This is a genomic window from Amycolatopsis sp. NBC_01488, from assembly GCF_036227105.1.
Lineage (GTDB): Bacteria > Actinomycetota > Actinomycetes > Mycobacteriales > Pseudonocardiaceae > Amycolatopsis.
On sequence record NZ_CP109434.1, the window covers coordinates 5308102 to 5332316 of the forward strand.

The 24215-nt window shown below is 71.7% G+C and carries 30 protein-coding genes and 1 tRNA gene; 12 read left to right on the forward strand and 19 right to left on the reverse strand.

What is annotated here, in order from left to right; translation table 11 throughout:
• Positions 1-31: 31 nt before the first annotated feature.
• On the forward strand, positions 32-658 hold the full coding sequence (locus OG738_RS25290) for a TetR/AcrR family transcriptional regulator (RefSeq protein ID WP_329044579.1): 627 nt from the start codon (positions 32-34) through the stop codon (positions 656-658).
• Between the two features lies 1 nt (position 659).
• Here the strand turns inward: OG738_RS25290 and OG738_RS25295 are convergent, their stop codons facing one another.
• The 4 genes from OG738_RS25295 to OG738_RS25310 all read right to left on the reverse strand — a co-directional run bounded on the left by OG738_RS25295 (position 660) and on the right by OG738_RS25310 (position 3545).
• Positions 660-1487 carry a haloalkane dehalogenase gene (locus OG738_RS25295; RefSeq protein WP_329044581.1) on the reverse strand — a complete coding sequence of 276 codons (828 nt, stop codon included), beginning with the start codon at positions 1485-1487 and terminating at the stop codon, positions 660-662.
• A gap of 11 nt (positions 1488-1498) precedes the next feature.
• A complete protein-coding gene (locus OG738_RS25300; protein WP_329044583.1) occupies positions 1499-1936 on the reverse strand; it encodes a MarR family winged helix-turn-helix transcriptional regulator in 438 nt (145 codons plus the stop codon).
• Positions 1937-1998: 62 nt separating this feature from the next.
• Positions 1999-3204, reverse strand: a complete 1206-nt coding sequence (locus OG738_RS25305; RefSeq protein WP_329056829.1) for a kynureninase — start codon at positions 3202-3204, stop codon at positions 1999-2001.
• Positions 3201-3545, reverse strand: coding sequence for a DUF5997 family protein (locus OG738_RS25310; protein ID WP_442875953.1), 345 nt, complete (start codon positions 3543-3545; stop codon positions 3201-3203). Before OG738_RS25310 ends, OG738_RS25305 begins: the two co-directional genes overlap by 4 nt.
• 69 nt (positions 3546-3614) lie before the next feature.
• Here OG738_RS25310 and OG738_RS25315 point away from each other — a divergent pair, with 69 nt between their 5' ends.
• A complete protein-coding gene (locus OG738_RS25315) occupies positions 3615-4325 on the forward strand; it encodes a LysR family substrate-binding domain-containing protein (protein ID WP_329044587.1) in 711 nt (236 codons plus the stop codon).
• Between the two features lie 6 nt (positions 4326-4331).
• On the opposite strand, the gene OG738_RS25320 is transcribed toward OG738_RS25315, so the two are convergent.
• Positions 4332-4613 carry an isoamylase gene (locus tag OG738_RS25320; protein ID WP_329044588.1) on the reverse strand — a complete coding sequence of 94 codons (282 nt, stop codon included), beginning with the start codon at positions 4611-4613 and terminating at the stop codon, positions 4332-4334.
• Positions 4614-4818: 205 nt separating this feature from the next.
• Here OG738_RS25320 and OG738_RS25325 point away from each other — a divergent pair, with 205 nt between their 5' ends.
• Positions 4819-5334 (forward strand): hypothetical protein, encoded by a 516-nt coding sequence (locus OG738_RS25325; protein ID WP_329044590.1) that lies wholly within the window; start codon positions 4819-4821, stop codon positions 5332-5334.
• Positions 5335-5421: 87 nt separating this feature from the next.
• Positions 5422-5688 carry a hypothetical protein gene (locus tag OG738_RS25330; protein WP_329044592.1) on the forward strand — a complete coding sequence of 89 codons (267 nt, stop codon included), beginning with the start codon at positions 5422-5424 and terminating at the stop codon, positions 5686-5688.
• Here the strand turns inward: OG738_RS25330 and OG738_RS25335 are convergent.
• A complete protein-coding gene (locus OG738_RS25335) occupies positions 5614-6618 on the reverse strand; it encodes a hypothetical protein (protein WP_329044595.1) in 1005 nt (334 codons plus the stop codon). The genes OG738_RS25330 and OG738_RS25335 overlap by 75 nt on opposite strands.
• Before the next feature lie 180 nt (positions 6619-6798).
• Here OG738_RS25335 and OG738_RS25340 point away from each other — a divergent pair, with 180 nt between their 5' ends.
• On the forward strand, positions 6799-7785 hold the full coding sequence (locus OG738_RS25340) for a hypothetical protein (RefSeq protein ID WP_329044597.1): 987 nt from the start codon (positions 6799-6801) through the stop codon (positions 7783-7785).
• 163 nt (positions 7786-7948) lie between these two features.
• Here OG738_RS25340 and OG738_RS25345 read toward each other — a convergent pair whose 3' ends face one another.
• Entirely contained in the window at positions 7949-8230 is a 282-nt protein-coding gene (locus OG738_RS25345; protein WP_329044599.1) for a hypothetical protein, read from the reverse strand.
• Between the two features lie 188 nt (positions 8231-8418).
• Positions 8419-8492 (reverse strand) — tRNA-Ile (locus tag OG738_RS25350).
• A gap of 187 nt (positions 8493-8679) precedes the next feature.
• On the opposite strand from OG738_RS25350, the gene OG738_RS25355 reads away from it, so the two are divergent.
• Positions 8680-8955: a hypothetical protein gene (locus tag OG738_RS25355; RefSeq protein WP_329044601.1), complete on the forward strand. Its 276-nt coding sequence runs from the start codon at positions 8680-8682 to the stop codon at positions 8953-8955.
• 160 nt (positions 8956-9115) lie between these two features.
• On the opposite strand, the gene OG738_RS25360 is transcribed toward OG738_RS25355, so the two are convergent.
• The gene (locus OG738_RS25360) at positions 9116-10090 is read right to left on the reverse strand and encodes a bile acid:sodium symporter family protein (RefSeq protein WP_329044603.1); all 975 of its coding nucleotides are present in this window, start codon (positions 10088-10090) and stop codon (positions 9116-9118) included.
• Positions 10091-10186: 96 nt separating this feature from the next.
• On the opposite strand from OG738_RS25360, the gene OG738_RS25365 reads away from it, so the two are divergent.
• Positions 10187-11020: a LysR family transcriptional regulator gene (locus tag OG738_RS25365; RefSeq protein WP_329044605.1), complete on the forward strand. Its 834-nt coding sequence runs from the start codon at positions 10187-10189 to the stop codon at positions 11018-11020.
• On the opposite strand, the gene shbA is transcribed toward OG738_RS25365, so the two are convergent.
• Entirely contained in the window at positions 11017-11613 is a 597-nt protein-coding gene (shbA, locus tag OG738_RS25370) for an RNA polymerase sigma factor ShbA (protein WP_329056831.1), read from the reverse strand. The genes OG738_RS25365 and shbA overlap by 4 nt on opposite strands.
• 146 nt (positions 11614-11759) lie before the next feature.
• On the reverse strand, positions 11760-12245 hold the full coding sequence (locus OG738_RS25375; protein WP_329044607.1) for an RNA polymerase sigma factor: 486 nt from the start codon (positions 12243-12245) through the stop codon (positions 11760-11762).
• A gap of 159 nt (positions 12246-12404) precedes the next feature.
• Here OG738_RS25375 and OG738_RS25380 point away from each other — a divergent pair, with 159 nt between their 5' ends.
• Together OG738_RS25380 and OG738_RS25385 are read left to right on the forward strand one after the other, a co-directional pair.
• Positions 12405-13037, forward strand: coding sequence for an endonuclease (locus OG738_RS25380; RefSeq protein WP_329044608.1), 633 nt, complete (start codon positions 12405-12407; stop codon positions 13035-13037).
• 193 nt (positions 13038-13230) lie between these two features.
• Positions 13231-13494: a WhiB family transcriptional regulator gene (locus OG738_RS25385; RefSeq protein ID WP_329044610.1), complete on the forward strand. Its 264-nt coding sequence runs from the start codon at positions 13231-13233 to the stop codon at positions 13492-13494.
• Between the two features lie 215 nt (positions 13495-13709).
• On the opposite strand, the gene OG738_RS25390 is transcribed toward OG738_RS25385, so the two are convergent.
• Positions 13710-14687, reverse strand: coding sequence for an RNA polymerase subunit sigma-70 (locus tag OG738_RS25390; protein ID WP_329044611.1), 978 nt, complete (start codon positions 14685-14687; stop codon positions 13710-13712).
• Positions 14688-14968: 281 nt separating this feature from the next.
• On the opposite strand from OG738_RS25390, the gene OG738_RS25395 reads away from it, so the two are divergent.
• Both OG738_RS25395 and OG738_RS25400 read left to right on the forward strand, forming a co-directional pair.
• Positions 14969-15709: an SDR family NAD(P)-dependent oxidoreductase gene (locus tag OG738_RS25395; RefSeq protein ID WP_329044612.1), complete on the forward strand. Its 741-nt coding sequence runs from the start codon at positions 14969-14971 to the stop codon at positions 15707-15709.
• A 192-nt stretch (positions 15710-15901) separates the two neighbouring features.
• On the forward strand, positions 15902-17107 hold the full coding sequence (locus OG738_RS25400; protein ID WP_329044614.1) for an LCP family protein: 1206 nt from the start codon (positions 15902-15904) through the stop codon (positions 17105-17107).
• A 4-nt stretch (positions 17108-17111) separates the two neighbouring features.
• Here OG738_RS25400 and OG738_RS25405 read toward each other — a convergent pair whose 3' ends face one another.
• The 7 genes from OG738_RS25405 to OG738_RS25435 form a co-directional block, all read right to left on the reverse strand.
• Positions 17112-18317 (reverse strand): acyl-CoA dehydrogenase family protein, encoded by a 1206-nt coding sequence (locus tag OG738_RS25405; protein WP_329044616.1) that lies wholly within the window; start codon positions 18315-18317, stop codon positions 17112-17114.
• 1 nt (position 18318) lies between these two features.
• A complete protein-coding gene (locus tag OG738_RS25410; RefSeq protein ID WP_329044617.1) occupies positions 18319-19230 on the reverse strand; it encodes a 3-hydroxyacyl-CoA dehydrogenase NAD-binding domain-containing protein in 912 nt (303 codons plus the stop codon).
• Complete coding sequence (locus OG738_RS25415; protein ID WP_329044619.1) at positions 19227-19973, reverse strand: acetoacetate decarboxylase; 747 nt, start codon at positions 19971-19973, stop codon at positions 19227-19229. Before OG738_RS25415 ends, OG738_RS25410 begins: the two co-directional genes overlap by 4 nt.
• Before the next feature lie 2 nt (positions 19974-19975).
• Positions 19976-20722, reverse strand: coding sequence for a crotonase/enoyl-CoA hydratase family protein (locus OG738_RS25420; protein ID WP_329044621.1), 747 nt, complete (start codon positions 20720-20722; stop codon positions 19976-19978).
• A 13-nt stretch (positions 20723-20735) separates the two neighbouring features.
• Positions 20736-21890, reverse strand: a complete 1155-nt coding sequence (locus tag OG738_RS25425; protein ID WP_329044622.1) for a CaiB/BaiF CoA transferase family protein — start codon at positions 21888-21890, stop codon at positions 20736-20738.
• Between the two features lie 116 nt (positions 21891-22006).
• Positions 22007-22912, reverse strand: coding sequence for a LysR family transcriptional regulator (locus tag OG738_RS25430; RefSeq protein WP_329044623.1), 906 nt, complete (start codon positions 22910-22912; stop codon positions 22007-22009).
• A gap of 234 nt (positions 22913-23146) precedes the next feature.
• Positions 23147-23683 carry a TetR/AcrR family transcriptional regulator gene (locus tag OG738_RS25435; protein ID WP_329044624.1) on the reverse strand — a complete coding sequence of 179 codons (537 nt, stop codon included), beginning with the start codon at positions 23681-23683 and terminating at the stop codon, positions 23147-23149.
• An 81-nt stretch (positions 23684-23764) separates the two neighbouring features.
• Here OG738_RS25435 and OG738_RS25440 point away from each other — a divergent pair, with 81 nt between their 5' ends.
• A complete protein-coding gene (locus OG738_RS25440; protein WP_329044626.1) occupies positions 23765-24169 on the forward strand; it encodes an ester cyclase in 405 nt (134 codons plus the stop codon).
• Positions 24170-24215: the final 46 nt, after the last annotated feature.

The following is a 24215-nucleotide window of genomic DNA, read 5'->3' on the forward strand; positions in this document are numbered from 1 at the left end:
GAAGCGCTGGCCTTCGCGGGCGCGGCCTAGAATGGCGATCATGAGCGCCGCACTCCCGGCCCCCCTCGCCGGGGGCCAGCACCGGCGGCCGATCATCACCGCGGCGATCGAGCTGACCGCGCGGTCCGGCTGGCAGGCGGTCACGATGGCCCGGCTGGCCGAGGTCGTCGGCGTGAGCCGCCAGACCGTCTACAACGAGATCGGCTCCAAGGCCGCGCTGGCCGAGGCGATGGTCGCGCACGAGCTCGACCGGTTCCTCACCGTCGTCGGCGCCGCCTTCGACCGGCACGGCGACGACCTGGTCGAGGCGATCCACGACGCCGTCCGGGCGGTCCTCGAGCTGGCCGACGACAACACCCTGCTGCGCGCGATCGCCTCCGCCACGCACGGCACCGCCCCCGAACTGCTTCCGCTGCTGACGACCGGGGCGGGCACGCTGCTGGCGCAGGCGAAGACGATGCTCGCCGCGCGCGTGGCGGCCTACCGCCCGCCGCTCACCGAAGAGCAGGTCGCCGTCGTGATCGACCTCGTCGTGCGGGCCGTCCTCAGCCACGTCATGCAGCCGTCGGACACCCCGGCCCGCACCGCGGACGCGCTGGCGTGGGTCGCGGCCCGCGTCCTCGGCGTGGCCGCGACCCCGCCGCTGCGGCACCGCTGACTCACCGGAGGCCGTGCCGGTCCAGCCACGCCGAGATCTCGGCGGCGATCTCCTTCGGCCGGTCTTCCTGGGCGTGGTGCCCGGCCTCCCCGCAGGCGACGACGTCGAGCGCGGCGATGTTCTCTTCGCACCACTGAGCCGTTTTCTCCCCGATGAGCAGCGTGGGGGATCCTTCGAACGTCATGAGCAGCTTCGGCGTTCCGGTGCTGGTCTTCAGCCACTCGTCGTAGGCCTCGATGCGCGGGATCAGCTCGGCCGGTTCGCCGCCGAGCGGCAGCTGCCGCGCCCACGCGAGCACCGGCCGGCGGCTCTCGGGCGTGGGGAACGGCGCGAGGTACGGCTCGAGATCCGCCACCGGCGTGCGCACGCCGCCGGTGAACGCCTGCCGGACGAACAGATCCTGCTCCAGCACCATTTCCTCGCCGACGCCGGGGGTGCGGATCTTCCGCGTGCGTTCGGCCGCCTGCGGCGAGACTTCCGCCCAGTCGATCGGCTTCACGATGGTCTCGAAGAACGCCACCCCGCGCACGCGGTCCGGGTGCCGGGCGGCGTGGTCGAACGCGAGCGCGCCGCCCCAGTCGTGCCCGACGAGGACGACGTCGTCCAGGCCGAGCGCGTCGAACCAGGCGTCGAGGTAGCGGGCGTGGTCGGCGAAGGAGTACTCGATGTCGGGCTTGGCGGAGCGGCCCATCCCGATGAGGTCGGGGGCCAGCAGGCGGCCGCCGCCGACGTGGGGGAGGACGTTCCGCCAGCCGTACGACGACCCCGGGTTGCCGTGCAGGAAGACGATCGGGGTGCCGGAGCCGGATTCTTCGAAGTGCAGGGTCATGGCTGGTCCCTTCAGAGATCCCATGGGGTGTCGAGGAGGAGGGTGAGCTCGCGGGTCAGGGCCGCGGTGCGATCGCCGTCCCGGCCGCCGAGCGGCGCGAGGAGCCGGTCGAGCAGCTCGGCCACGGTCGCGATCGCCGGCTCGACGACCTCGCGGCCGCGGGCGGTGAGGGCCAGCCGGATCGTGCGGGTGTCGCCGGGGTCGCGGGTGCGTTCGACGAGCCCGTCGGCGTCGAGCGTGCGGGCGAGCTTCGAGACGTAGAGGGCTTCCAGTCCGGTGTGGTCGGCCAGCTCCCGCTGGCTCGGGGTCGCGCCGGCGCGTTCCAGGCCGAAGAGCGAGGCCAGGAAGACGTACTGGGCGTGCGTCAGGCCCACCGGGGCCAGGGCCCGGTCCACCGCAACCCGCCACTTCATGGACAGTCGCCAGACGAGGTGTCCCGGAGTGCTCATGCCAGATACTGTACATGGCTACTAAGTACATGGCTACTATCAGACGGCAAGCGGTCGACTGCTCAGCCGGCCAGTTCGCGGATGCGGTCCATGGCCGCCCGGACCTCGGCGAAGCCGGTGGTCAGCGGGCTCAGCCCGACGCGGATGCCGTCGGGACGGCGGAAGTCGATCAGCACGCCGTTTTCGATGAGCACCCGGGAAAGCCGCTCGGCGTCCGGGTGCCGGAGGGTGACGTGCCCGCCGCGGCGGGCGTCGTCGCGCGGCGAAGCCACCGTGAAGCCGAGCGGGACGAGCCACGCGTCGGCGAGGTCGAGCACCCAGCGGCCCAGCGCGACGGCCTTGGCCCGCACGCGCTCGATCCCGGCTTCGGCCAGCAGCGCGACGCCTTCCTGGACGCCCACCATGCCGAGCACCGGCGGAGTGCCGGACAGCGCGCGGCGGATACCGGGCGCGGGCACGTACTTCGCGGCCATGCCGAACGTGTCGGCCGCGCCCATCCAGCCGGTGATCGGCTGGCCGAACGCCGCGTGGTGGCGCGCATTGACGTAGAGGAACGCGGGCGCGCCGGGCCCCGCGTTGAGGAACTTGTACGTGCAGCCGACGGCGAAGTCGGCGCCGTCGGCGTCCAGTGAGACCGGGATCGAGCCGACGCTGTGGCAGAGGTCCCAGACGACGAGACCGCCGCGGTCGTGCACCAGCCGCGTGATCCCGGCCAGGTCGGCGATCGCGGCGGAGCGGTAGTCCACATGGGACAGGACGACCGCCGCGGTTCGCGGGCCGGTGACCGCCGCGACGTCGTCGGCGTGGACGTCCGGGCTTTCGATCCACCGGACCGTCAGGCCGAGTTCGGCGGCGACGCTCTCGACGAGGAACCGGTCGGTGGGGAAGTTCCCGGTGTCGGTGACGATCTCGTCGCGACCCGGGCGCAGCGCGACGGCCGCCCGGAGCACCTTGTACAGGCACACGGACGTCGAGTCGGCGACGATGGTCTGCCCGGGCGCGGCACCGAGCGCGACGCGGCCCAGCTCGTCCCCGATCCGTTCGGGCAGCTCGAGCCAGCGCTCTTCCCACGACCGGATCAGCCGCGCGCCCCATTCGTCGCCGACGACCTGCCGGAGGCGTTCGGCGGTGGCGCGCAGCGGACGGCCCAGCGAGTTCCCGTCGAGGTACGCGACGACCCCGGGGTCGGTGATCGGGACGAAACGATCCCGGAACGCGGCCAGCTCGTCTTCGGCGTCGAGGCGCTCGGCTTCCGCGCGCGTGGTCAGCGGTCCTTCTCCTTGCCCCGCACGGTTTCCTTGCGCACCTCGGCCTGGGTGGCGCGCTCGCGCACCAGCCAGTCGGGGTTCTCGGTCTTGATGGCGTCGATCTGCTCGGTGGTGAGCGCCTCGGTGATCCCGCCGCGGGTGAGGCCGCCGATGGAGACGCCCAGCTTCGCCGCGACGACCGGCCGCGGGTGCGGGCCGGTGCGGCGCAGCTCGCGCAGCCACTCCGGCGGTTCGGCCTGCAGCGCGTTCAGCTCGTCGCGCGAGACGACGCCCTCCTGGAACTCCGGGGGCGTGGCTTCGAGGTACACACCCAGCTTCTTCGCCGCGGTCGCGGGCTTCATCGTCTGGGCGGTCTTGTGCGACGTCATGCCGTCCAGGGTAGCCAGCGCCCCGCCCGGTAGCCTGACCCGGTGACCACGTTCCGTCTCGCGTACGTCCCGGGCGCGACGCCCGCCAAGTGGGTGCGGACGTGGGGCGAGCGGCAGCCGGCCGTGCCGCTGGAGCTGGTCCCGGTCGCCGCGGCGGACGCGACGGACCTGGTCCGCTCGCGCGGCGCGGACGCGGCGCTGCTGCGCTCCCCGATCGACCGCGACGGCCTCCACGCGATCCCGCTCTACACCGAGACGTCGGTGGTCGTCGTCCCGAAGGACCACCTGATCGCGGCGGCGGACGAAGTGTCCACAGCGGACTTCGCGGACGACGTCGTGCTGCGGCCGCTGGACGACACGCTCGAGTGGCCGTCGCCGCCGGGCCGTGCGGCACTCGAGCGCCCGGAGACGACGGCGGAGGCGATCGAGCTGGCGGCCGCGGGGGTGGGCGTGCTGGTGGTCCCGCAGTCCCTGGCCCGCCTGCACCACCGCCGCGACCTGACCTACCGGACGGTCACCGACGCCCCGCAGTCGAGCGTGGCGCTGTCCTGGCTCGAGGACGAGACGACGGACCTGATGGAGACGTTCATCGGGATCGTGCGCGGCCGCACGGTCAACAGCACGCGCGGACGGCAGGCCCCCGTCGAGAAGAAGCGCCCGGAACGCAAGCCGCCGGCGGCCGCGAAGAAGCCCGCGCCCCGGCGCACCGGCGGCGGTGCCCCGAAGCGCGGGAAGCCGCGCCGGAAGTCCTGAGGCCCGTCAGTTCGTCGAATAGACGCAGTTGCCGTCCGCCCGGTCCGGCAGGTCGGGGTCGTCGAACCACAGGCCGTTCTCGCCGAGGTAGCGGAACTGGATCACCGTGCCCGCCGCCACGTCCACCGACGCCGACCGGCGGCCGTTGGAGCGCGTGGTGAGGCGGTGGCGGCCCGGCGTCCAGTCGTTGAACGACCCCACCACGCTCACCCGTCCGGGTGGGGCGCCGGCCGGGAGGCTGAACGTCACTCGCTGGGTGCCGGCCCGGCTCTTGCTGGTCTTGATCACGCGTGACGGCCTTTCGGAGAGGGGGAAAGTGGGGCGTGCTCGGCACTGAGCGCCGACATGATGACACACCGGTGACCGATCGGTCACCCGCAGTGCCCGAAGGAATTACCCAGCCGCTCAACGGTTCGCCACCGACCGGGTGGTCCTGCCGCGAACCATGATCATCTTGCTGCCGGACGTGCGTTCAGGTGCGAAACTGGCAGCCGTGACCGTCGCCGCCGATCGTCAAGTCAAGGACCCGTGTGCCTGGCTCAGCGCCGTCACCCTCGATCTCGCCGGCGTTCATCCCGCCGACACGCGAGGGGTGCTCATGACGGTGTGGGACGGGCTGGTCGCCGCTCGGCTGGCCGGGCTGCACGCCGCCGAGGCGTCGCCCCGCTGGCGGGCCCGGCAGCGCCACGCCGAAGCGGTCGAGTTCGACCTCGCCGTCCAGCTGGCCCGCACCTGCACCGCCGGTACCGGCCTGGCCATCCCGGCCGGGCTGCCCGGAGCCGCGGTCGCTTGGCCCCTCGAGCGGGCCGACGCCGCCGTCGCCGCGATCATCTCCTTCTGCGCCACCGCCGAAACCATGCTCCGCCGGGCCGGCGAACTGACCCCGGTGTGGGAGGACAGCCTGCTCGGGCCGGTCGCGCTGACCCGCTACCTCGCCGACTCCTGGGCCGGCCGCCACACCGGCTGCCCGCTGCGCCTCCCGGCGCCCCCGCCGTCGTGGTGGCGCTGACGGCCGTCCGTCAGGAAAAGGCTGGGCCGGCCGAACCCGGCACCGCGTGAAAGGAGGCCGGGGGTGGCCGGATCAGCTGTCCCGCCCGTGAGACTCCCGCACGCGACCCGCGCGGCCGTGCGGGCGGTGCTGCTGGCCGAACTGGTGTCCGCGGAGATCCGCACCCGCGCGGCGGGGTGCTCGCCGGAAGCGCTGTTCGACGTCCTGAGCGTTCGGCTGCGCACGGTAGCCGAGGACGGCGAGCCGGCCGGTGATGCCGGTCTGCTCGCCCGGCCGCGCTCAGCGGCCGAGGACGGCCAGGACCGTCGTCACGATGCGGTCGACCCTGGCTTCGTCGGCGAGGGCCGTGGCTAGCCAGTCGTCGCGGGTGGATCCGTGGTGCGGCAAGCGGTCGAGCGCGCTTCCGCCTCCCCCGAACACGTGCCGGACGACCGTCGTGACCGCCGTCGCGGGGTCCTCGCCGCGGTCCAGCCTCGTCTCGATCGCGCGCAGTGCCTGCTCGGCCAGGCCCGCGAGCCGGGTGTCGTCGGCCTCGTGCGGGGCGACCAGCTGCAGCGGGACGGGCTCGGCCGCGCCGTCCGCCGGCATCGGCGCGACCGGCGCCCGCTTGTGCCCGAGCGGGCCTTCGACGTGCTGGGCGTGCCACTTCGGCCGGCCGCGCATGGCGGCCAGGACCGTCCGCACCTCGCGGTCGAGCGTGTCGCGCCCGGCCGGCGGTGCCCCGGTGAGCTCGGCGCGGCGCGCGGCCCAGCCGTCCAGCGGCCACAGCTCGGCGCCCGCGGTCGCCGGCACCCCGGCCCAGACGAGGATCTGGACGGCCAGGTCGCACAGCCACGGGTCGCGGCCGAGGGCCTCGCCCAGCCAGGCGGGCAGGCGAGGCCGTTGCAGGGCCCCGATTTCGCCGCGCCGCCGCCGGTGCGCGTCGACCGTCGCCGGGCTCAGCCGGGTCGCCAGCCAGCCGTCGAAGTTGTCGATCGGGTCCGTCGCGCGCCGCAGCGCGTGCTCCACGACCGCTTCGACGTCGTCGTGGAAGCGGTCGAGGCAGTCGGGGCGCAGCCATTCGAGCCCGCGGACGCAGTCCGGGTGCCGGCGCTGCTGCTCCAGCGGCTTGGTGATCCGCGCGAAGACCAGCGGCCAGGCGACGGTGTAGACCGCGCCGCGCAGGCGGGCGAGATCGCCGGGCGGGGCGGCCGAAGCGGAGCCCGCGAGCCGGCCGTCGCGGGCCAGCCGGCGGACGCCGTCGACGTCCGCCGGCCCGATGGGCGCGTGCGTGGTGTCGAGCAACCCGTCCTCCCCGATGTCGTCGACCGGGAAATGATCGGTCAGCCGGGGAATGGGAAAAGGCCGCCCACGGGCCGAATCGCGGCGGGACTGGCCACGGACTGGCCACCTCCGGGAATCACCTGATCGGCGCATCCGCTGCCGCCGATCGCGCGGAAGTCCGCGTGCCACAATCGAAATCCCATGGCACACGAGGACGGGTTGCTCCGCGAGCTCACCACTTTGCGCCGCGGCTGGGGATTGGAAGCCGAACGGCTGCGCGACCGGCTGGGGCCGATCGTCGCGGCGTGGTGCGAAATCCACCGGACGGCGAACGACCGCGAGGCGCGCCGGGCGCTGCGCGAAGCGATTTCCGCCGCGATCGCGGAGTTCCCGGCCGACGACCGGCTCGCGGTCAACGTCGCGCTGGGCATCGCCCCCGGCTCGCAGCACGCGCTGCTGTCCGATCGGGTCGGGGTCCTCGCGGACCGGCTGCGCGTCTCCGAGCGCACGGCGCGACGCCGGATCGACCGGTCGTTCGCCCGGCTGGCCGCCGAGATCGAGGCCGCCGCACGGCCCGGCGAGGGCGTGCCCGACCCGGACCAGGGCTGGTTCGTCAAGCGGCTCAAGGCCCTCGTGCGGCTCGACACCCCCGAGCCGGAGCTGATCGAGGAACGGCTGATCGTGGCCACCCGGGACGGGCTGAGCCGGATCGCCGCCCAGTTCACCGTGCCCCGCGTCGAGGACGGCGGCGACGGCGAGCGGCAGGTGGCCGCCGATGCCCAGCACGGTGTCCGGATCACCGACGCGAAACGGGTGGGACAGCGGCACTTCCGCTGGCTGCTCGACCTCCCGCGGCCGTTGGCCCGTGGCGACACCCACACCTACGCGCTGGTCATCCGGATCCGGGACGGCCTGCCGATCCGGCCGTCGTACACGTTCGTGCCGCTGGTGGCGTGCGAGTCGTTCACCGTGCGGGTCCGCTTCGATCCGCGGCGGCTGCCGTCGCGGGTGTGGCGGCTGGACCGGGTGCCGCCGTCGGTGCTCGCCGACCCGCCCCAGCCGGGCGAGCCCTTGGCGCTCGACGGCGCGTGCGAGGTGGCGCAGGAGTTCGCCGCCCCGCAGCTCGGCTACGCCTACGGGCTGCGGTGGGTCGATCTTCCTCGACTCGAATGGTCCTCGTCGAGCTGACCGGTCCGCGGCAGCAAGCACTTGCAGACCCTCGCCCGCGCCGGCGGCGGACCCGCTCGACCGCCTGCACCTGATGGCCTGCCCCGGATCACGCTCGCGGGCGTTGATTCCTTCGCGCGGCGAAAGGGCCCTCCGGCGCCGGAGGGCCCTTTCCCGGCAAGGATCAGTTGGGCACGCAGCTCGACCAGTTCGCGGAGTCGTTGATGTTGTTCGGGTTGGGCAGGCGGCCGTACACGTAAAGGAGGTAGAAGTTCAGGTTCGCCCGGCCGTCGTAGTGGTTGAAGACCGCCTGCACGGAGCCGTCGCCGTTGTAGTACGTCCCCTGGTGGCAGGACGGGAACGGGAAGTAGGCGGCCGATGCCGGCGCGGCGAACGCCACCGTCGCCGCGGCTCCGGCGGCGAGCACTCCGGCGGCCGTGGCCGCGCGGGTGAAGAAACTGGTCACGAGAATCCCCTTGTCATCCGATGAACGGTTTCGGTGAGCGGGAGACGCCGTTTTGTTTTCCCCACTCGGCGCTCCCGTGTTCCAGCAAACCAGCGTCGCGGGGAGTGTCGCGAGCTATTCGATCCTGCTTGAAAAAGGCAGGCGGGCTGGCCTTCCGCCGGAGCGGAATGCGGCGGTGGCCGTTCGGGTGGGGCGGGCGGGGCTCGAACCCGCGGCCAAGGGATTATGAGTCCCCTGCTCTAACCAACTGAGCTACCGCCCCCTGGCCTCGGCGCGCAGGCGGCTCGAGGATTTGCATTCGCACAGAAGACTCAGTTCGCTTCAAGTTATCACAGCGGCCATCCGGGCAGATCCGGTAGGCCGAACAGGTTGAAGTGGCCACCGGCCGGCGCACGCTCGTCTAGGTTGCAAGGGCGTCGCCGCTGCACGGAACGGCGGGAGGGTGAGCGATGGTCACGGCACCGCGAGCCGCCCTCCACGGTCCGTATGCGCTTCGGCTGGCGCTGCTGGACGCACTCACCGCCGGGGCGGGCCTGGGCTACCTGGCGCACCAGTACCGGGAGGCGCTCGTGGCGAACCTCGCGGCCATCGGCCTGTCCCTGCTGTTCGCGTTCGCACTGGGCTACGTGCTCCGCACGGCGACCCGCGTCCTGCGGCGAGCGAACCGGCGCATGGACGCGATTTTCGGCGAAGAACTGCGAAAGCCGTCGCCGCGGCCCCGGTGAGAAAGCGATTCCACTCAGGTACCGCCGCCGGGCCTGCCGCGCGCCGCTGTTACGCCCTCCACAGTGGACGGTGAGTCTCGTCGCCCGGTACCGCAAGCTCCGCTCGGCCCGCAGCTCCAGCAGGGCTGGTCGAACAGCCGGACGCCGTCGCCCTCATCGATCAGGCCGGGACGAGCGCCCCGACGTCGGCAGCGGCGTACCGGCGGGCCAGCGTCGCGCAGACGATCAGCTGGATCTGGTGGAACAGCATCAGCGGCAGCACGAGCAGCCCGACCTGCGCGTGCCCGAACAGCACCGTCGCCATCGGCAGGCCGCTGGCCAGGCTCTTCTTCGACCCGCAGAACACGATCGTGACCCGGTCGGCGCGGGCGAAGCCCAGCAGGCGGGCGCCCCGGCCGGTCGCGCCCAGCACCGCCGCCAGGAGCACGCAGCAGACGCCGGCCAGCACCAGGAGGTGGACCACGTCGAGCCGGTGCCAGATGCCTTCGGTCATGCCCGCGCTGAACGCCGTGTAGACGACCAGCAGGATCGAGCCGCGGTCGAACAGCTTGAGGGGCGCGGAATTCCGGGTGATCCAGGCGCCGATCCAGCGCCGCGCGAGCTGGCCCGCGACGAACGGCGCGAGCAGCTGCAGCACGATCCCGAGCACGGCCGAACCGTCGACGCCGGCGCCGTTGCCCGACAGCAGCAACGCCACCAGCAGCGGCGTCAGCACGATCCCGGCCAGGTTGGACAGCGACGCGCTGCAGATCGCCGCCGCGACGTTGCCGCGGGCGATCGAGGTGAACGCGATCGACGACTGCACGGTCGAGGGCAGCACGGCCAGGAACAGCACCCCGGCCGCGAGCTGGGCCGGCAGCACCGACGACGGCAGCAGGAACAGCGCCAGGCCGAGCAGCGGGAACAGGACGAACGTCGCGGCCAGCACCACCGCGTGCAGCCGCCAGTGCCGCAGCCCGTCGAGGGCCTCCTGCGCGGACAGCCGGGCGCCGTACAGGAAGAACAGCAGCCCGACGGCGATGGTGGTGGCGGTGCTGAAGCCGTCCGCCACGACGCCCGAAGCGGGCAGGAGCGTGGCGACGCCGACAGTGGCGAGGATGGCGACGACGAACGGGTCGAGGCGGAACCGGGACATGGATCTCCTTCCACAGCCATTCTCGGCGACGCCGTGCTCATTGTGAACCCCGATGACCGGACTGACTGTCATCGCGGATCGCGATAAAGTGACCGGGTGCTCGACCCGCGCCTGTGCCGTTCGTTCCTCGCCGTCGCCGAGACGCGCAGCTTCACCGCGGCCGCGCGCCGGCTGGGGGTCGGCCAGCCGACGGTCAGCCAGCACGTCCGCCGCCTCGAACGCGACTCGGGCGGGCTGCTCTTCGCGCGCGACACCCACACCGTCGAGCTCACCGCGCGCGGGCAGGCCATGCTGGGATTCGCGCAGACCGTCGTCGACACCGAAGAGCGCGCCGAGCGGCACTTCCGGGGTGCCGAGCTGCGCGGCCGCGTGCGCTTCGGCGTCTCGGAGGACTTCGCGCTCGGCGAGCTGCCGGAGATCCTGCACCGGCTGCGCCGCAGCCACCCCCTGGTGGACGTCGAGCTGACCGTCGAGCTGTCGGACGTCCTCGCGCAGCGGCTGCGCGCCGGCCAGCTGGACCTCGTGCTGGGCAAGCGCCGCCCGGGCGCCCACCACGGGCGGCTGCTGTGGCGCGAGCCCCTGGTCTGGATCGGCTCGACGGCGACGGTGCTGGAGCCCGGCCAGCCGGTGCCGCTGGTGCAGTACCCGATGCCGTCGATCACGCGGCAGCTCGCCGTGGAGTGCCTCGAACGCGCCGGGCTGGAGTGGCGGGCGGCGTGCCAGACGTCGAGCCTCACCGGCCTGCGCGCCGCGGCGGCGGCCGGGCTCGGCGTCACCCTGCACGCGCGCAGCCTGGTGCCCGCCGACCTCGTCGAGCTGGCCGGCCTGCCCGAGCCCGGTGACATCGAGTTCATGCTGCTGGCCCGCGAGTCGGCGGAAGGTCCGGCCGCGGCCCTCGAACAGTTCGTTTTGGACCGGGTGCGGCGCTAGTCCTCTTCCCCCGTCAGCAATCTTCGGAGCCGCGCCAGCGCGCGGTGCTGGGCGACGCGGACGGCGCCGGGCGTCGAGCCCACCGCCGCGGCCGTTTCCTCCGCCGACAGCCCGACGACCACCCGCAGCACGACGATCTCCCGCTGCTTCGCCGGCAGCACGTCCAGCAGCCGCGCGAGCCGTTCGTTCAGCTCGAACCGCAGGGCGTGCTGCTCCGGACCGTCCGCTTCGGACACGCCGTCGGGAATCTCGGGCACCGGGTCGGAGCGGTTGCGGGCCGCGGCGCGGTGCGCGTCGGCGACCTTGTGCTGGGCGATGCCGTAGACGAACGCGAGGAACGGGCGGCCCTGGTCGCGGTAGGACGGCAGCGCGGTCAGCACGGCCACGCACACTTCCTGGGCGACGTCGTCGGCCGAGGCGAACGACCGTTCGTGCCGGCCGACGCGGGCGCGGCAGTAGCGCACCACCAGCGGCCGGATGGTGGCCAGCAGGCGGGCGGTCGCGGCGGCGTCGCCGGCGATCGCGTCGGCGACCGGCTCGTCGTGGCGCCGCCAGTGCGAGGGGAAGGCCTCGGGCGGCTGCGTCGCGGCTATCTCGCGGACGAGGGCGCGGCTGCGCACCCGGAGCAGGGTGCCCTCTACGTCGAGGCCGACGCGCAGCGAGTCGTGCAGCGCGGCGTTGGACTCCCGCAGCAGCTCGGTGATCGCGGGGTCCCCGTACTCGGTTGCCGGCATGGTGCTCACCTTTCCCTGTCCCGCCGGCCGGGCCGTACGACCCGGTGGCGCCTGAGGCGGTCCCGCACGTGGCGGAGGTTGGAGCGGACGGTCGCGGGGGCGATGCGCAGCGCCGTCGCGATCTGCGTGGGCGTGAAGCCGTCGAGTGACCAGGCGAGGACGATCCGCTGCCGGCCGGGGAGGGCGGCGAGCAGCTCGAGCAGGTCCGCGTGCTGGTCGGCCACCGCGCCCAGCTTCTCGTCGTCCCGCGGGTCGCCGGCGAGGGTCCAGTCCGCGCGCGCGTCGTCCACCGCGTCGAGCAGCCGGCCGGCGACGCGGCGCACCCACGCGCGCGGGTCTTCGAGCGTCGGCCACGCCTCCAGCGCGTGCAGCATCGCCTCGGCGGCGATGTCCCGGGCCGTCTCGACCTCGAACCCGGCCTTGCACAGGAACGCCACGAGCGAGGGGAAGTCGGCGCGGAAGAACGCGTCGAAATCGTCGCCAGCGCACACGGACCCCTCACCACCCCTCGCCTCCACTGGAACAAGTGCGCTGAGGTGACCGCTACGTGTAACGATTCGATCAAGACTGCTCGGGAGGAGTAATGGTCTGCGCCGGATCGGTGACGACCGGTGACGAATGGGTGCGGGCATCCCGGGTACCCGAGCCCGATGACCCAGCGAGACACGGTCCAGCGCCTGCTGGCCGAGGCCGGCCCGACGTACGCCGCCGAAGCCGGGATCAAGCTCGCCGACAAGCCGGCGCCGCTCTACCGGCTGCTGGTGCTGTCGGTGCTGCTCTCGACCCGGATCAAGGCGGCCATCGCCGTCGACGCGGCCCGGGAGCTGCAGGCCGCGGGCATGGGCACGGCCAAGGCGATGACCGACGCGACGTGGCAGCAGCGGGTGGACGCGCTCGGCCGCGCGCACTACAAGCGCTACGACGAACAGACGGCCACCGCGCTCGGCGAAGGAGCGCAGCACCTCATCGACGAATACGCCGGGGACCTGAGACGTGTGCGCGAAGCCGCGAACGGCGAATTCCGGACACTGGCGGGGCTCCTCACGAAGGTGCCGAGACTCGGGCCAACGGGCGCCGAGATCTTCACCCGCGAGGTGCAGCTGGTGTGGCCGGAGTTTCGTCCGCACCTGGACCGGAAAGCCTTGCAGGGTGCGGAAAAGCTCGGCCTGCCGACGCAGCCGGGGCGGCTCGCGAAGCTCGTCGGACCGGACGAGCTGGCGCACCTCGCGGCGGCCCTCGTGCGGGTCACGCTGGAGCGCGGTCTCGCCGATCGAGTGATGTGATCGACATCGAGATCCCCGGAAGAAAGGCGTACTCTCATGTGTTGCAGTCTTGGTTGCCCGGAGGGTGAGCCGGGGACCGAAGCCAAAACCCCCTTGACCCACGCGGATCCGCTCGCGCGCCCGCGGCCGTCAAGTCGGTTGACGCGCCACGACAATGGGAAACAGAAGAAGCAGAGGGAGGTGAACGAAGGAAATGGAAGCCACGATGACGGGCTGGGCGGAACTCGCGGCCTGCAAGGACGAGGACCCGGAACTGTTCTTCCCGATCTCCGCGATGGGCCCCGGCGCCCGGCAGACCGCGCAGGCCAAGGCCGTGTGCGCGCGCTGCCCGGTGCGCGCCGAATGCCTCGGCTACGCGCTCGACAACGGCCTGGACCACGGGATTTTCGGCGGGACCACCGCCGAGGACCGACGCCGGCTGGCGCGTACCGCGCCGCAGCGGCACCGAGCTGCGTGACCTGCCGCCCGGTGACCTCTTCCCGGCGGCCGAGTAGACGAACACCGAAACCGGAAGAATTTCTTTCCGGGTGAGTGTGCGCCCGGGCGGGTGATTCCCCGTGAATCACCCGCCCGGGCTTTTTCACGCCGTTCGCGGGTGCGCACTGCACTACCGAATGCGCGCGTCGGTCATCGGCGCGCGGTGCCGGGCGTGGCGACCCGACGCCATCGTGCTCAGTCGTCCCGCCAGGTCTCCGGGAGCCCCCACGCCGCCGCCGGGACGGACTCGAAGGCCGCCAGCTCGGTGACCAGCCCGTGCTCGATCGTCAGCAGGGACACCCCGAACCAGCGGTACTCGTCCTCGCCCGGGCGGCGCAGCCAGGTCGCCACGGCGGGCTGGCGGTTGGCGCGCGTCGGGCGCATCCGGAAGCGGCCGACGCAGTGCGGGGAAGCGGGGTCGAGCGAAAGCGACAGTGCGCGGACGATCGCCGCCGCGCTGCCGAACCAGAGCTCGTACGGCGGCATGACGGCGCGGGCCTCTTCGTGCAGCAGCCGGGCGACCGCTTGCGGGTCGCCCGCCTCGTACGCCGCGATGAACCGCTTGAGCAGCGCGGTTTCCTCGGCCGTCGGATCGCCGGCCGTCCACTCGGCACGGTGCGCGGGCAGCCGTTCACGCAGGGTCGCCCGGGCTCGCTGCAGCGCGCTGTTCGCCGACGCGACGCTCGTCTCCAGGAGGTCCGCGGTCTCCTTGGCCGACCAGCCCAGGACGTCCCGCAGCACGAGCACCGCCCGCTGCCGCGGCGGCAGGTACTGCACGGCGGCGAGGTAGGCCAGCTCGATGGTCTCCCGCTCGACGACGACGGCGTCCGGCCCCGCCTCGTCCAGCAGCCGGTCCGGGACGGGCTCGAGCCACGGCAGGTCGGCGGCGGCGATGGGGCCGCCGGGCTCCCCGGACGGCCCGAGCTGATCGGGCAGCACCCGCCGCGGCCGCCGGGCGAGGACGTCGAGGCAGGCGTTGGTCGCGATCCGGTAGAGCCAGGTCCGCACGCCGGCCCGGCCCTCGAACCGGTCCCGGGCCTTCCAGGCGCGCAGGAAGGTCTCCTGGGCGAGGTCCTCGGCGTCGGCCAGCGAGCCGAGCATCCGGTAGCAGTGCACCTGGATCTCCCGCCGGTGCCGTTCGACGAGCGTCTCGAAATCCGGAACGTGATCCACCCGGGCACGCTAGCGCAGTTCGCGGCCGGGTTCAGGCTTCCCGGCCGAGGATCCGCGCCTTGGCGGCGTCGTACTCGCTCTCGGTCAGCGACCCGTCGTGGTGCAGTGCTCGACGAGCGCTCGGCGTCCGGCCGGGAGTGTCGGTGATCTCCGGTCTCGCGGTCCGGCGGGCCAGGGCTTCCGTCCGAACACAGGCACTCCTCGCAGGGTCGCTCCGCCCGAGCGAAGCCGAAGGCGACGGCGGCCGCCGGGGTGTTACGCGGGGCTGGGAGACTGCTGCCGTGAGCGGAACGGTGCTGGTGCTGGGTGGACGCAGCGAGATCGGGCTGGCCGTGGCGGAACGCCTGGCCGGCGACCACGAACGGTTCGTCCTGGCCGCCCGCCCCGGCGCGGACCTGACCGCCGCCGCGGCCACCCTCCGCGAAGCCGGCGCCGAGACCGTCGAGACGGCCGAGTTCGACGCCGACGACCTCGCCGCCCACGGGCCCTTCCTCGAGAAGGTCGCCGCCGAGCACGGACCCCTCGACGTCGTCGTGCTCGCCTTCGGCATCCTCGGCGACCAGGCGCGGGCCGAGGAGGACGCTGCGCACGCCGTCGCCATCGTGCACACCGACTACGTCGCCCAGGTCGGCGTGCTCACCCACGCCGCGAACCTGCTGCGCGCCCAGGGCCACGGCAGCCTCGTCGTGTTCTCCTCCGTCGCCGGGGTGCGCGTGCGGCGCGCCAACTACGTCTACGGCTCCGCGAAGGCCGGGCTCGACGGCTTCGCGAGCGGCCTCGCCGACGCTCTGCCGGGCTCCGGCGTCCACCTCCTGCTCGTCCGGCCCGGGTTCGTCGTCGGGCGGATGACCGAGGGCATGAGCCCGGCGCCGTTCTCGAGCACGCCCGAGCAGGTGGCCGACGCGACGGTCGCCGCGCTGCGGAAGCGGCGCGGGGTCGTCTGGGTGCCCGGTGTACTCCGTCCGGTCTTCTTCGGGATGCGCTTGCTGCCGCGCGCCGTCTGGCGCCGGATGCCCCGCTAGGTGTGGCCACGCCCACAGCACTTTTTCGTGTGCGCGCCGGTACTTTCCGTCGCGAAACCGGCCGATCGGCTCGATCCGGCTCGGCCGATCGGGCAGCGTCACAGCTTTTCGACAACTTTCTCAGCTGATTCCCAGCTAACGCGGTGATCCTCGAAGGAGGGGGCTCATCAGAGGGAAGCAAGGGGAAGTGTCGTGCTGCTGTCGTCCCGGGGGCGTCGCATCGGCGTGCGAGTCGCGCTCGGCGTCGTGTCGGCGCTGGTGCTCGGCGCCACCGGGTACGCCTGGTCGCAGCTGAGCAAGCTGGACGACGGCCTCGTCACCGCCGACGTCATCCCGCCCTCGGCCCGGGTCGACGGCGGCAACACCCTCCCCGGCGAACCGCTCAAGGTCGCCCAGAACATCCTGCTCGTCGGGATCGACGCGCGTACCGACGCGTACGGCAACCCGTTGCCACAGAACGTGCTCGACGCGCTGCACGCCGGAAGCAGCGGCGACGGCGGGGACACCACCGACACGATGATCGTCGTCCACATCCCGGCGGGCGGTGCCGCGGCGACGGCGATCTCGATCCCGCGTGACTCCTATGTGGACGTCGCGGGCGGCTACGGCAAGCACAAGATCAATTCGGCGTACAGCCGCGGCAAGAACGCCGCGATGTCCGGGTTGCGCGCCCAGGGCCTGTCCGGCGCGCAGCTGGAGGTGGCGGCGAACGAGGCCGGCGCGAAGACCGCGATCCAGACGGTCGAGAAGTTCACCGGGCTGACGATCAACCACTACGCGGCCATCAACCTCGCCGGCTTCGACGCGCTGTCGCAGGCCGTCGGCGGCGTCGAAGTCTGCCTCAAGGCGCCGGTGCACGACACCTACTCCGGCGCGGACTTCCCGGCCGGTCCGCAAACGCTTTCCGGTGCGCAGGCGCTCGCGTTCGTCCGCCAGCGCCACGGCCTGGCCAACGGCGACCTCGACCGGATCGCGCGGCAGCAGGCGTTCCTCTCCGGAATGGCGAAGAAGGTCCTGAGCGCGGGCACGTTCACCGACCCGTCGAAGCTGAGCGCCCTGGTCGACGCGGTGCAGGGGTCCGTGGTGCTGGACAAGGGCTGGGACGTGCTGAGTTTCGCGCAGCAGCTGCGGGGGATGAGCTCCGGGGCGATCGCGTTCGCCACGATCCCGGTGCAGAGCCTGTCGCTGGCGACGCCGTCGGACGGCGACGCGGTGAAGGTCGACCCGGCGCAGGTCCAGCAGTTCGTGCGCACGGCGATCAGCACGCCCACGGTCCAGGCCTCGGGCGAGGACAGCACCGGCGGCGGGGTCCGGCCGGTGGCGGCGACCACCACGGCCACGCCGTCCTCGAACGCGAAGCAGCCGGCGACCAGTACGGCCGCCGGCTGCGTCAACTGAGTGCTTACACGAACGCGGACTGCCCGGTGATCGCCTTGCCGACGATCAGCGTGTTCATCTCACGCGTGCCTTCGAAGGAGTAGATCGCCTCGGCGTCGGCGAAGAACCGCGCGACGTCGTAGCCGAGGACGATCCCGTTGCCGCCGAAGATCTCCCGGCTCCAGGCGACGACCTCGCGCATCCGCGACGTCACGAACGCCTTGGCCAGCGACGACTGCTCGTCCTTGAAGATCCCGGCGTCCTGCAGCCGGGCGAGCTGCACCAGCATGCCCCACGACGCGGTGATGTTGCCGAGGCTCTTCACGAGCAGGTCCTGGACCAGCTGGAACCGCGCGATCGGCCGGCCGAACTGCGTGCGCTCCTGTGAGTAGGCCAGTGCGGCTTCGTAGGCGCCGATCATCACGCCCAGCGCCTGCCACGCGACGCCGCCGCGGGTGGCGCGCAGGATCTCCGCGACGTCGCGGAAGCCGTTGATGCCCTGCAGCCGGTTCGCCTCCGGCACGCGGACGCCGGTCAGGGTGATCTCGGCGTTCTCGACGATCCGGAACGCGGTCTTGCCCTGGATCTTCTCCGGCACGAAGCCCGGCGTGCCCTTCTCGACGACGAACCCCTTGACGTGGTTGTCGTCGACGTCCCGGGCCCACACCACGACGTAGTCGGCGAAGGTCGCGTTGCCGATCCACTTCTTGGCGCCGTTGAGGATCCAGACGTCGCCTGATCCATCTTTTGAAAGACGCTGTGCGGTGGTCCGCATGCCACCGGCCACATCGGACCCGCCGAGCGGCTCGGTCATCGCGAACGCGCCGATCTTGTCCATCGCGGCCATCTCGGGCAGCCAGCGGTCGCGCTGTTCCTGACTGCCACCACTGTAGATCGAGTACATCGCGAGTCCGTTGTGGACACCGAAGAACGTCGCGACGGACGCGTCCGTGCGGCTCATCTCCATCGCCATCATGCCGGTGAGCAGGTGGCTGACCGCGGGCTTGTGCTCGCCGTAGCCCTCGTAGGGCAGGCCCGCGAGGCCGGAGTCGCGGAACATCCCGATCAATTCCTTCGGGAAGGTGCCGGCTTCCCAGTTCTCGTTCACCAGCGGCTTGACGTCGGTGGTCATGAACTCGCGCGCCTTGACGAGCAGCTTGCGCTCGTCGTCCGGCAGCAGCGCCTCGAAGTCGTAGAAGTCGGCGGTCAGCTTGTCCTTGAGCGGTTCCATGTCAGTTCTCCTCCACTGCCTGCAAAACGGCGAGCTGCTTGCGGTCGCGCGTCTCGGCCAGTGCCGAGTACGTGGAGGAGCCGTAAGCTTGTTCGACGGCTTCGATCAGCCGTTCCTGCTCTTCCGGGCTCTGACTGGGGTTGCCCAGCCCGGCCCACATCTTCTTCATGGACTTGCCGATGTGCTCGGCCATGTGCCGGTAGCCGCCGGGGCCGCCACCGAGGTGCGAGCCGAGGAACGGCCCGACGGTCGCCCAGCGGATGCCGAGTGAATTCGTGATCACCTTGTCGAGTTCTTCCGGCGTCACGACGCCCTGCTCGACGAGGTAGATCGCCTCGCGGCTCAGCGCGTTCTGCAGGCGATTGCCGACGAATCCGGGGATCTCCTTGCGCTCCACGACCGGCGTCCGGCCGAGGGAGGTGTAGAACTCGACGGCCTTCTCGACCGACTCTTCGCTGGTGCGCTCACCCGGGACGACCTCGACCAGCGGGATCAGGTGCGGCGGGTTGAACGGGTGTCCGATGAGGACCCTGCTCGCGTCGATCTCGCCGGTGAACGCCGTCGACGGGATGGCGCTCGACGAACTCAGCAACAGCGCGTGGTCCGGAGCTTCCTCGACGAGCTTGGCGAACAAGTCCTTTTTGAACTCGACGTTCTCGGGTCCGTTCTCCTGCACGACGTCCGCGTCGCGCACGGCTTCGGTGACGTCGGCGGCGAGGTGGACGCGGCCGGCCAGCTCCGCGGCGGTGGTGCCGAGGTGCGGCGCGAACTGGGCCAGCGCCTCCTCGACGGCCTCGGCGAGGTCGGGGCGGGGGTCGGTGACCCGGACGGTCAGGCCGTGGTGGGCGAACAGCGCCGTCCAGGACAGGCCGATGGTGCCCGCGCCGATCACCGCTGCATTGGTGAACTTCATGACTGGGCTCCCTTCAGGTAGTCGAAGACCGGCTTGACCGGGGCGAGCGTCAGGTCGGTGCGGATGTGGCTGGCGGAGACGACCTCCAGCACCGGCAGGTCGGCCAGCGGGGCCAGGACGTGCTGGAACAGCTGCAGGCGCGCGGGGCCGGTGTAGGCCTCCTTGACCACGACGTCGGTGATCTCGGTGCGGACCAGCTCCTGCACGCGCGGGGCGCCGTCGTAACCCGGGATCGTCTTGAGCATGAACGTCGGGACCGTGATCTGGCGTTCGGCTTCGCGGACGTCCAGCTCGTGGTGCTTGTAGCCCATGGTCGCGGTGGCGACCCGGAGCGTCCCGTAGTCCAAAGTGCCCACGAGGACACCGTTGTCGGCATAGAGGTCCGGGCTGCCGACGGTCTTCGGGTACGCGCTGACCTCGCGGCCGGACGCGGTCGCCGGGAAGTTGTCGAGGTACATCGCGTGCAGGTACTCGCCGCGTTCGCCGTCGAAGCTGACCTCGATCGCCTGGCCGGACTCGGTGTACGGGCCGTAGCCGGAGACGTCGCCCATCTTCATGACTTCGAAGCGCACCAACGGTTCTTCGACCTGCAGCGGCTCCGGCACGACGGCGCGCAGGGCGTCGGCGTCGGTGCGGTAGACGATGTTCAGGTACTCGCGGTTGGTGAACCTCGGGACCACCGGCGCGAACGCCGGGGCGGTCAGGGGAGTGGTCACATGCCTGCGGACTTCGTCGATCTTCATCGTTATTCGCCTGTCCACTTCGGAGCGCGGCGCTCGGCGAAGGCGGTCATGCCCTCGCGGACGTCGGCGGACTGCATCAGCTTCTTCGTCTCTTCCCGTTGCACGGCAAAGGCTTCGGCCTCCGAGCCGCGCACGATCTTCTTGACGGCGGCCAGCGCGAGCGGCGCGTTTTCCGCCAGCTTCTCGGCCAGCTGGAGCGCGACCGCGGCGGCGTCGCCGGTCGGCGTCACGCGGTTGACCAGGCCCAGCTCACCGGCACGGCGTCCGGTGACGGGCTCGCCGGTGAGCAGGAACTCCATCGCCAGGTGGTACGGGATCCGCTTCGGCAGCCGGATCACGCCGCCACCCGCGGCGATCAGGCCGCGCTTCACTTCAGGCAGGCCGAACTTGGCGTTTCCGGCGGCCACGATCAGGTCGCAGCCCAGGGCGAGTTCGAACCCGCCGCCCATCGCGAACCCTTCGACCGCGGCGATCAGCGGCTTGGACAGCTCGGCCTCGGTGAGGCCGCCGAACCCGCGTCCCGGGATCTCCGGAGACTCGCCCTTCAGCGCGGCCTTGAGGTCCATCCCGGCGCTGAAGGTGTTCTCGGCGCCGGTCAGGACGCCCGCCCGGAGCGTGGGGTCGTTCTCCAGCTCGTCGAGGGCGGCAGCCAGCTGGGTCGCGACGGCCGCGTTCACCGCGTTGCGGGCCTGCGGCCGGTCGATCGTGATCAGCAGGGTGCTGCCGATCCGCTCGGTGCGTACTTCCATCGTCGTGCTTCCTTCAGTTCAGTTCCGCGAGGACTTCGGCGGTGTCCTGGCCGGCCAGCGGGGCCAGGCGGCGGATCGAGCCGGGCGTCGCGGAGAACTTCACCGGGATGCCGACCGTGCGGATGGCGCCCTCGCTCGGGTGCTCGACGGTGTCCAGCAGGTGGCCGTCGCGGACGTACGGGTCCTCGTGCGCGCGGTCCAGTTCGAGCACCGGCGCCATCGGGATGCTGTGCTTCGCGCAGACCTCGGCCCACTCGTCGGTGGTCAGCGCCGGGGCGCAGGCGGCGATCTGCTCGGTCAGCCAGTCGTTGTCGACGCGGTCGATGGCCTCGCCGTTCACGCGCGGGTCCGCGGCGAGGTCCGGGCGGCCGGCCGCGGCGAAGAAGTCGCGGAAGTTGGCCGGGTTGTAGGGGATCACGCAGGCGAGGCCGTCCTTGGTGCGGACCGCGGCGTGGCCCTTCGTCATCGACAGCGCGAACCCGGTGGGGCCCTCGGCGGGCTCGTAGGTGTGCCCGGCGAGGTGCTCGACCAGGTTGAACGCGAGCAGCGTGTCGGTCATCGGGATCTCGATCTGCTGGCCCTGGCCGGTCTTGTCGCGGTGGACCAGCGCGGCGAGCACGCTGTAGGCGATGGTCAGCGACGACACCTTGTCGCCGATGATCGTCGGCAGGTAGACCGGCTCGCCGAGCGCACGGTTCGCGACGTCGACCAGGCCGGAGGAGGCCTGCACGGTCTCGTCGTAGGCGGCGTTGCCGGCGCGGTCGGAGTCGCCGCGGAAGCCCTGCGCGTGGGCGTAGACCAGGCGCGGGTTGCGCTCGGCGACGTCGGCGTAGTTCAGGCCGAGCCGGGCCAGCGCGCCGGGGCGCATGTTGGTGATCAGCACGTCGGCCGTGTCGATCAGCTTGAGCGCCTGCTCGCGCTCGGCTTCGTCCTTGAGGTTGAGGGCCACGCTGCGCTTGTTGCGGTTGACGTTCAGGTTCAGCGGGGTCATGCCCGGCGTGGTGCGGTACTGGCCCACCCGCACGGTGTCCGCGGGGGACTCGATCTTGATCACGTCGGCGCCGAGGTCGCCGAGGATCTGGGCCGCGTACGGGCCCATCACCACGGTCGAGAGGTCGATCACGCGCACGCCGTCCAGTGGGCCGGCCGCGGTGCTGATGTCCGTCATCGTTCGTCCTTTCGCGCCTTGCTGTTTCGCTCTACTTACGAACGTAGGCGCGGGCGGCGCGAAAGGGAATGATCATGATGCGCACAATGGTGTGACCGCAGCGGTCACACCATTGTTTAAGTGCTGATCGGGTCTTTGAACACGTCTTTCGCTGCTTCGACGAGTTCCCGCAGGTCGCCGTCGGTGCGATCGCGGCGCCAGAGCAGGCCCGTGTCCAGCTGGGGACGGAAGTCGGTGAAGGGCAGCACGATGACGTTGTCGAGCCGGTAACCGTGCATCGGGCTCCTCTCGTCCAGCATGGAAATGGAAAAAGCTTCGCCGCTGGAAATGATTTCCGACGTCCCGCTGTAGCCGGTGTTCGTCAGGCGAATGCGTTTCTTGACGCCGAGTTCGTTCAATTGGTGATCGAGCTGGTCGAAGTACGCCGGGGTGATTTCCCCAGGTGAGGCGACGTACGGGAATTCGGTCAGCTCGGCCAGGCTCACCGAGTCCCGGCCCGCGAAGAGATCGGCGGGAACGACCGCGCCGAGCCGTTCCGACATCACCGGCACCTGCTCCAAGGTGGGGTCGGTGACCGGCAGCCGCGCCAGCGTGAGGCCGAGCTTGCCCTCGTGGACGCCCTGGACGAGGTCGGCGGTGGTGCCGGGCCAGCGCTTCAGCTCATAGCGCGCCTTGACCCGCTCGGCGAGGGCGTTGACGCGTTCCCGCAGGTCGGGGTGCACCCCGGCGGGCATGCCGAGGAAGACGGTGCTGCGCTCCGGCCGCGTCGCCTCCCTGAGCCGCCACGGGATGGCGCCGACCTGCTCGAGGACGTCCCGCGCGAGCGGCAGGAGGGCGGCCCCGGCGGCGGTGAGCGTGACGTGGTGGGTGGAGCGGTCGAAGAGCTGCTGCCCCAGCTCGTGCTCGAGGTCCTTGATCCGCTGGCTGAGCGGAGAGGCGGCCATGTGCAGCTTCCGCGCGGCGGCGGAGAAGTTCAGTTCCTCGGCGACCGCGACGAAGTAGCGCAGGTGCAGCATCTCCATGGCCCGACCCTAACGACCCGCCCGCCCACCCACGCGCCCCGACGCCCAGCCAACCGTGTCGACCCCCCATTCACCCGAGATGCCCCTCCAGTCACGTGAGATGCCCCTCCAATCACGCGAGATGCCCCTCCAGTCACGCGAGTTCCGCCTTCAATCACGCGAGTTCCGCCTTCAATCACGCGAGATACGTGTCTGGTCACGCGAGTTCCGCCGCTGATCACGTGAGACGCGGGTTCAGCGGGCCGACGCGCCGCGGCGGACCAGGGCGAGCAGCCGGCCGGGTTCGCCGCCGGACAACGCGATGCCGGTGGCGAGCAGGAGGAGATCCAGCTCCGTGACGTCGGCGGCCACCGCGCTGGCGGTCCGCGCGCGGTCGAGCAGGGCGGCGGCGGTCGTGTTCATCGCCGCGTGCCAGCCGGCGAACAGGCTCTCGTGCGCACCCGCGGGATCGGCCAGCGAGAGCGCGAGGTCGCGCTTGGTCCGCACGTGCTCGACGAAAAGACCCAGCCAGGCGAAGAGCGCTTCGCCGGGGTTGTCGGCGTCGAGCTTCGCGCGGCTTCGCAGCTCCGCGACTTCGTCGGCGTACACCGCGACGACCAGCTCACGCCGGTTCGGGAAGTGCCGGTACAGGGTGGCGTTGCCGACACCGGCGCGACGCGCGATGCGGTCGAGCGGCGCGTCCGGGCCGTCCTCGGCGAAGACCTCCTTCGCCGCGGCCAGCACGAGCGCCTGGTTGTCTCGCGCGTCCGACCTGCGGGCCCGTGCGGCCATGCTGCTCCCTTGCCAAGTGGGGACGTCCCCGGTTAGCGTAGCTCAACACTAACCGGGGACATCCCCACTTAAGGAGTGAGCATGGACGCCGCCGAGGTCCACCGCCGCCTGATCGCGTTGACGCCGTTCACCGCGGAGAGCGTCGCCGAAGGCCTGCGCTACATCGACCCGCAGGTGATCGACCACCGCGGCGGCGCGGGCGGCGACCACCACGGCATCGACGCCTGGCGCGCCAAGTGGGAAGCCATGCTCGGCGGCGAGTTCTTCGCCGACTTCCGCGACGTGGGCGTGCGGGTCGAGCAGAACGTCGCCGACGGCGAGTTTTCGGTCAACCGCTACACGAGCACCGGCACCCAGATCTCGACCGGCCGCGGCTACGCCGTGACGAGCATGGACATGATCCGCGTCCGCGACGGCCGGGTCGTCGAGCACTGGGCCGTGATGGACGTGACGGCCCGCGCGGCCCAGCTGGCCCCTCCGGCGTGACTCGCGTGATCAGACCCGTATCTCGCGTGATTGGGCGCGAGACTCG

Excerpts from the sequence above, each read along its gene's own strand:
- OG738_RS25290 (WP_329044579.1), top strand. The coding sequence starts at position 32 with ATGGCGATCATGAGCGCCGCACTCCCGGCCCCCCTCGCCGGGGGCCAG.
- OG738_RS25295 (WP_329044581.1), bottom strand. The coding sequence starts at position 1,487 with ATGACCCTGCACTTCGAAGAATCCGGCTCCGGCACCCCGATCGTCTTC.
- OG738_RS25300 (WP_329044583.1), bottom strand. The coding sequence starts at position 1,936 with ATGAGCACTCCGGGACACCTCGTCTGGCGACTGTCCATGAAGTGGCGG.
- OG738_RS25310 (WP_442875953.1), bottom strand. The coding sequence starts at position 3,545 with ATGAAGCCCGCGACCGCGGCGAAGAAGCTGGGTGTGTACCTCGAAGCC.
- OG738_RS25340 (WP_329044597.1), top strand. The coding sequence starts at position 6,799 with ATGGCACACGAGGACGGGTTGCTCCGCGAGCTCACCACTTTGCGCCGC.
- OG738_RS25355 (WP_329044601.1), top strand. The coding sequence starts at position 8,680 with ATGGTCACGGCACCGCGAGCCGCCCTCCACGGTCCGTATGCGCTTCGG.
- OG738_RS25360 (WP_329044603.1), bottom strand. The coding sequence starts at position 10,090 with ATGTCCCGGTTCCGCCTCGACCCGTTCGTCGTCGCCATCCTCGCCACT.
- OG738_RS25380 (WP_329044608.1), top strand. The coding sequence starts at position 12,405 with ATGACCCAGCGAGACACGGTCCAGCGCCTGCTGGCCGAGGCCGGCCCG.
- OG738_RS25385 (WP_329044610.1), top strand. The coding sequence starts at position 13,231 with ATGGAAGCCACGATGACGGGCTGGGCGGAACTCGCGGCCTGCAAGGAC.
- OG738_RS25405 (WP_329044616.1), bottom strand. The coding sequence starts at position 18,317 with ATGGAACCGCTCAAGGACAAGCTGACCGCCGACTTCTACGACTTCGAG.
- OG738_RS25410 (WP_329044617.1), bottom strand. The coding sequence starts at position 19,230 with ATGAAGTTCACCAATGCAGCGGTGATCGGCGCGGGCACCATCGGCCTG.
- OG738_RS25415 (WP_329044619.1), bottom strand. The coding sequence starts at position 19,973 with ATGAAGATCGACGAAGTCCGCAGGCATGTGACCACTCCCCTGACCGCC.
- OG738_RS25420 (WP_329044621.1), bottom strand. The coding sequence starts at position 20,722 with ATGGAAGTACGCACCGAGCGGATCGGCAGCACCCTGCTGATCACGATC.
- OG738_RS25425 (WP_329044622.1), bottom strand. The coding sequence starts at position 21,890 with ATGACGGACATCAGCACCGCGGCCGGCCCACTGGACGGCGTGCGCGTG.
- OG738_RS25430 (WP_329044623.1), bottom strand. The coding sequence starts at position 22,912 with ATGGAGATGCTGCACCTGCGCTACTTCGTCGCGGTCGCCGAGGAACTG.
- OG738_RS25435 (WP_329044624.1), bottom strand. The coding sequence starts at position 23,683 with ATGGCCGCACGGGCCCGCAGGTCGGACGCGCGAGACAACCAGGCGCTC.
- OG738_RS25440 (WP_329044626.1), top strand. The coding sequence starts at position 23,765 with ATGGACGCCGCCGAGGTCCACCGCCGCCTGATCGCGTTGACGCCGTTC.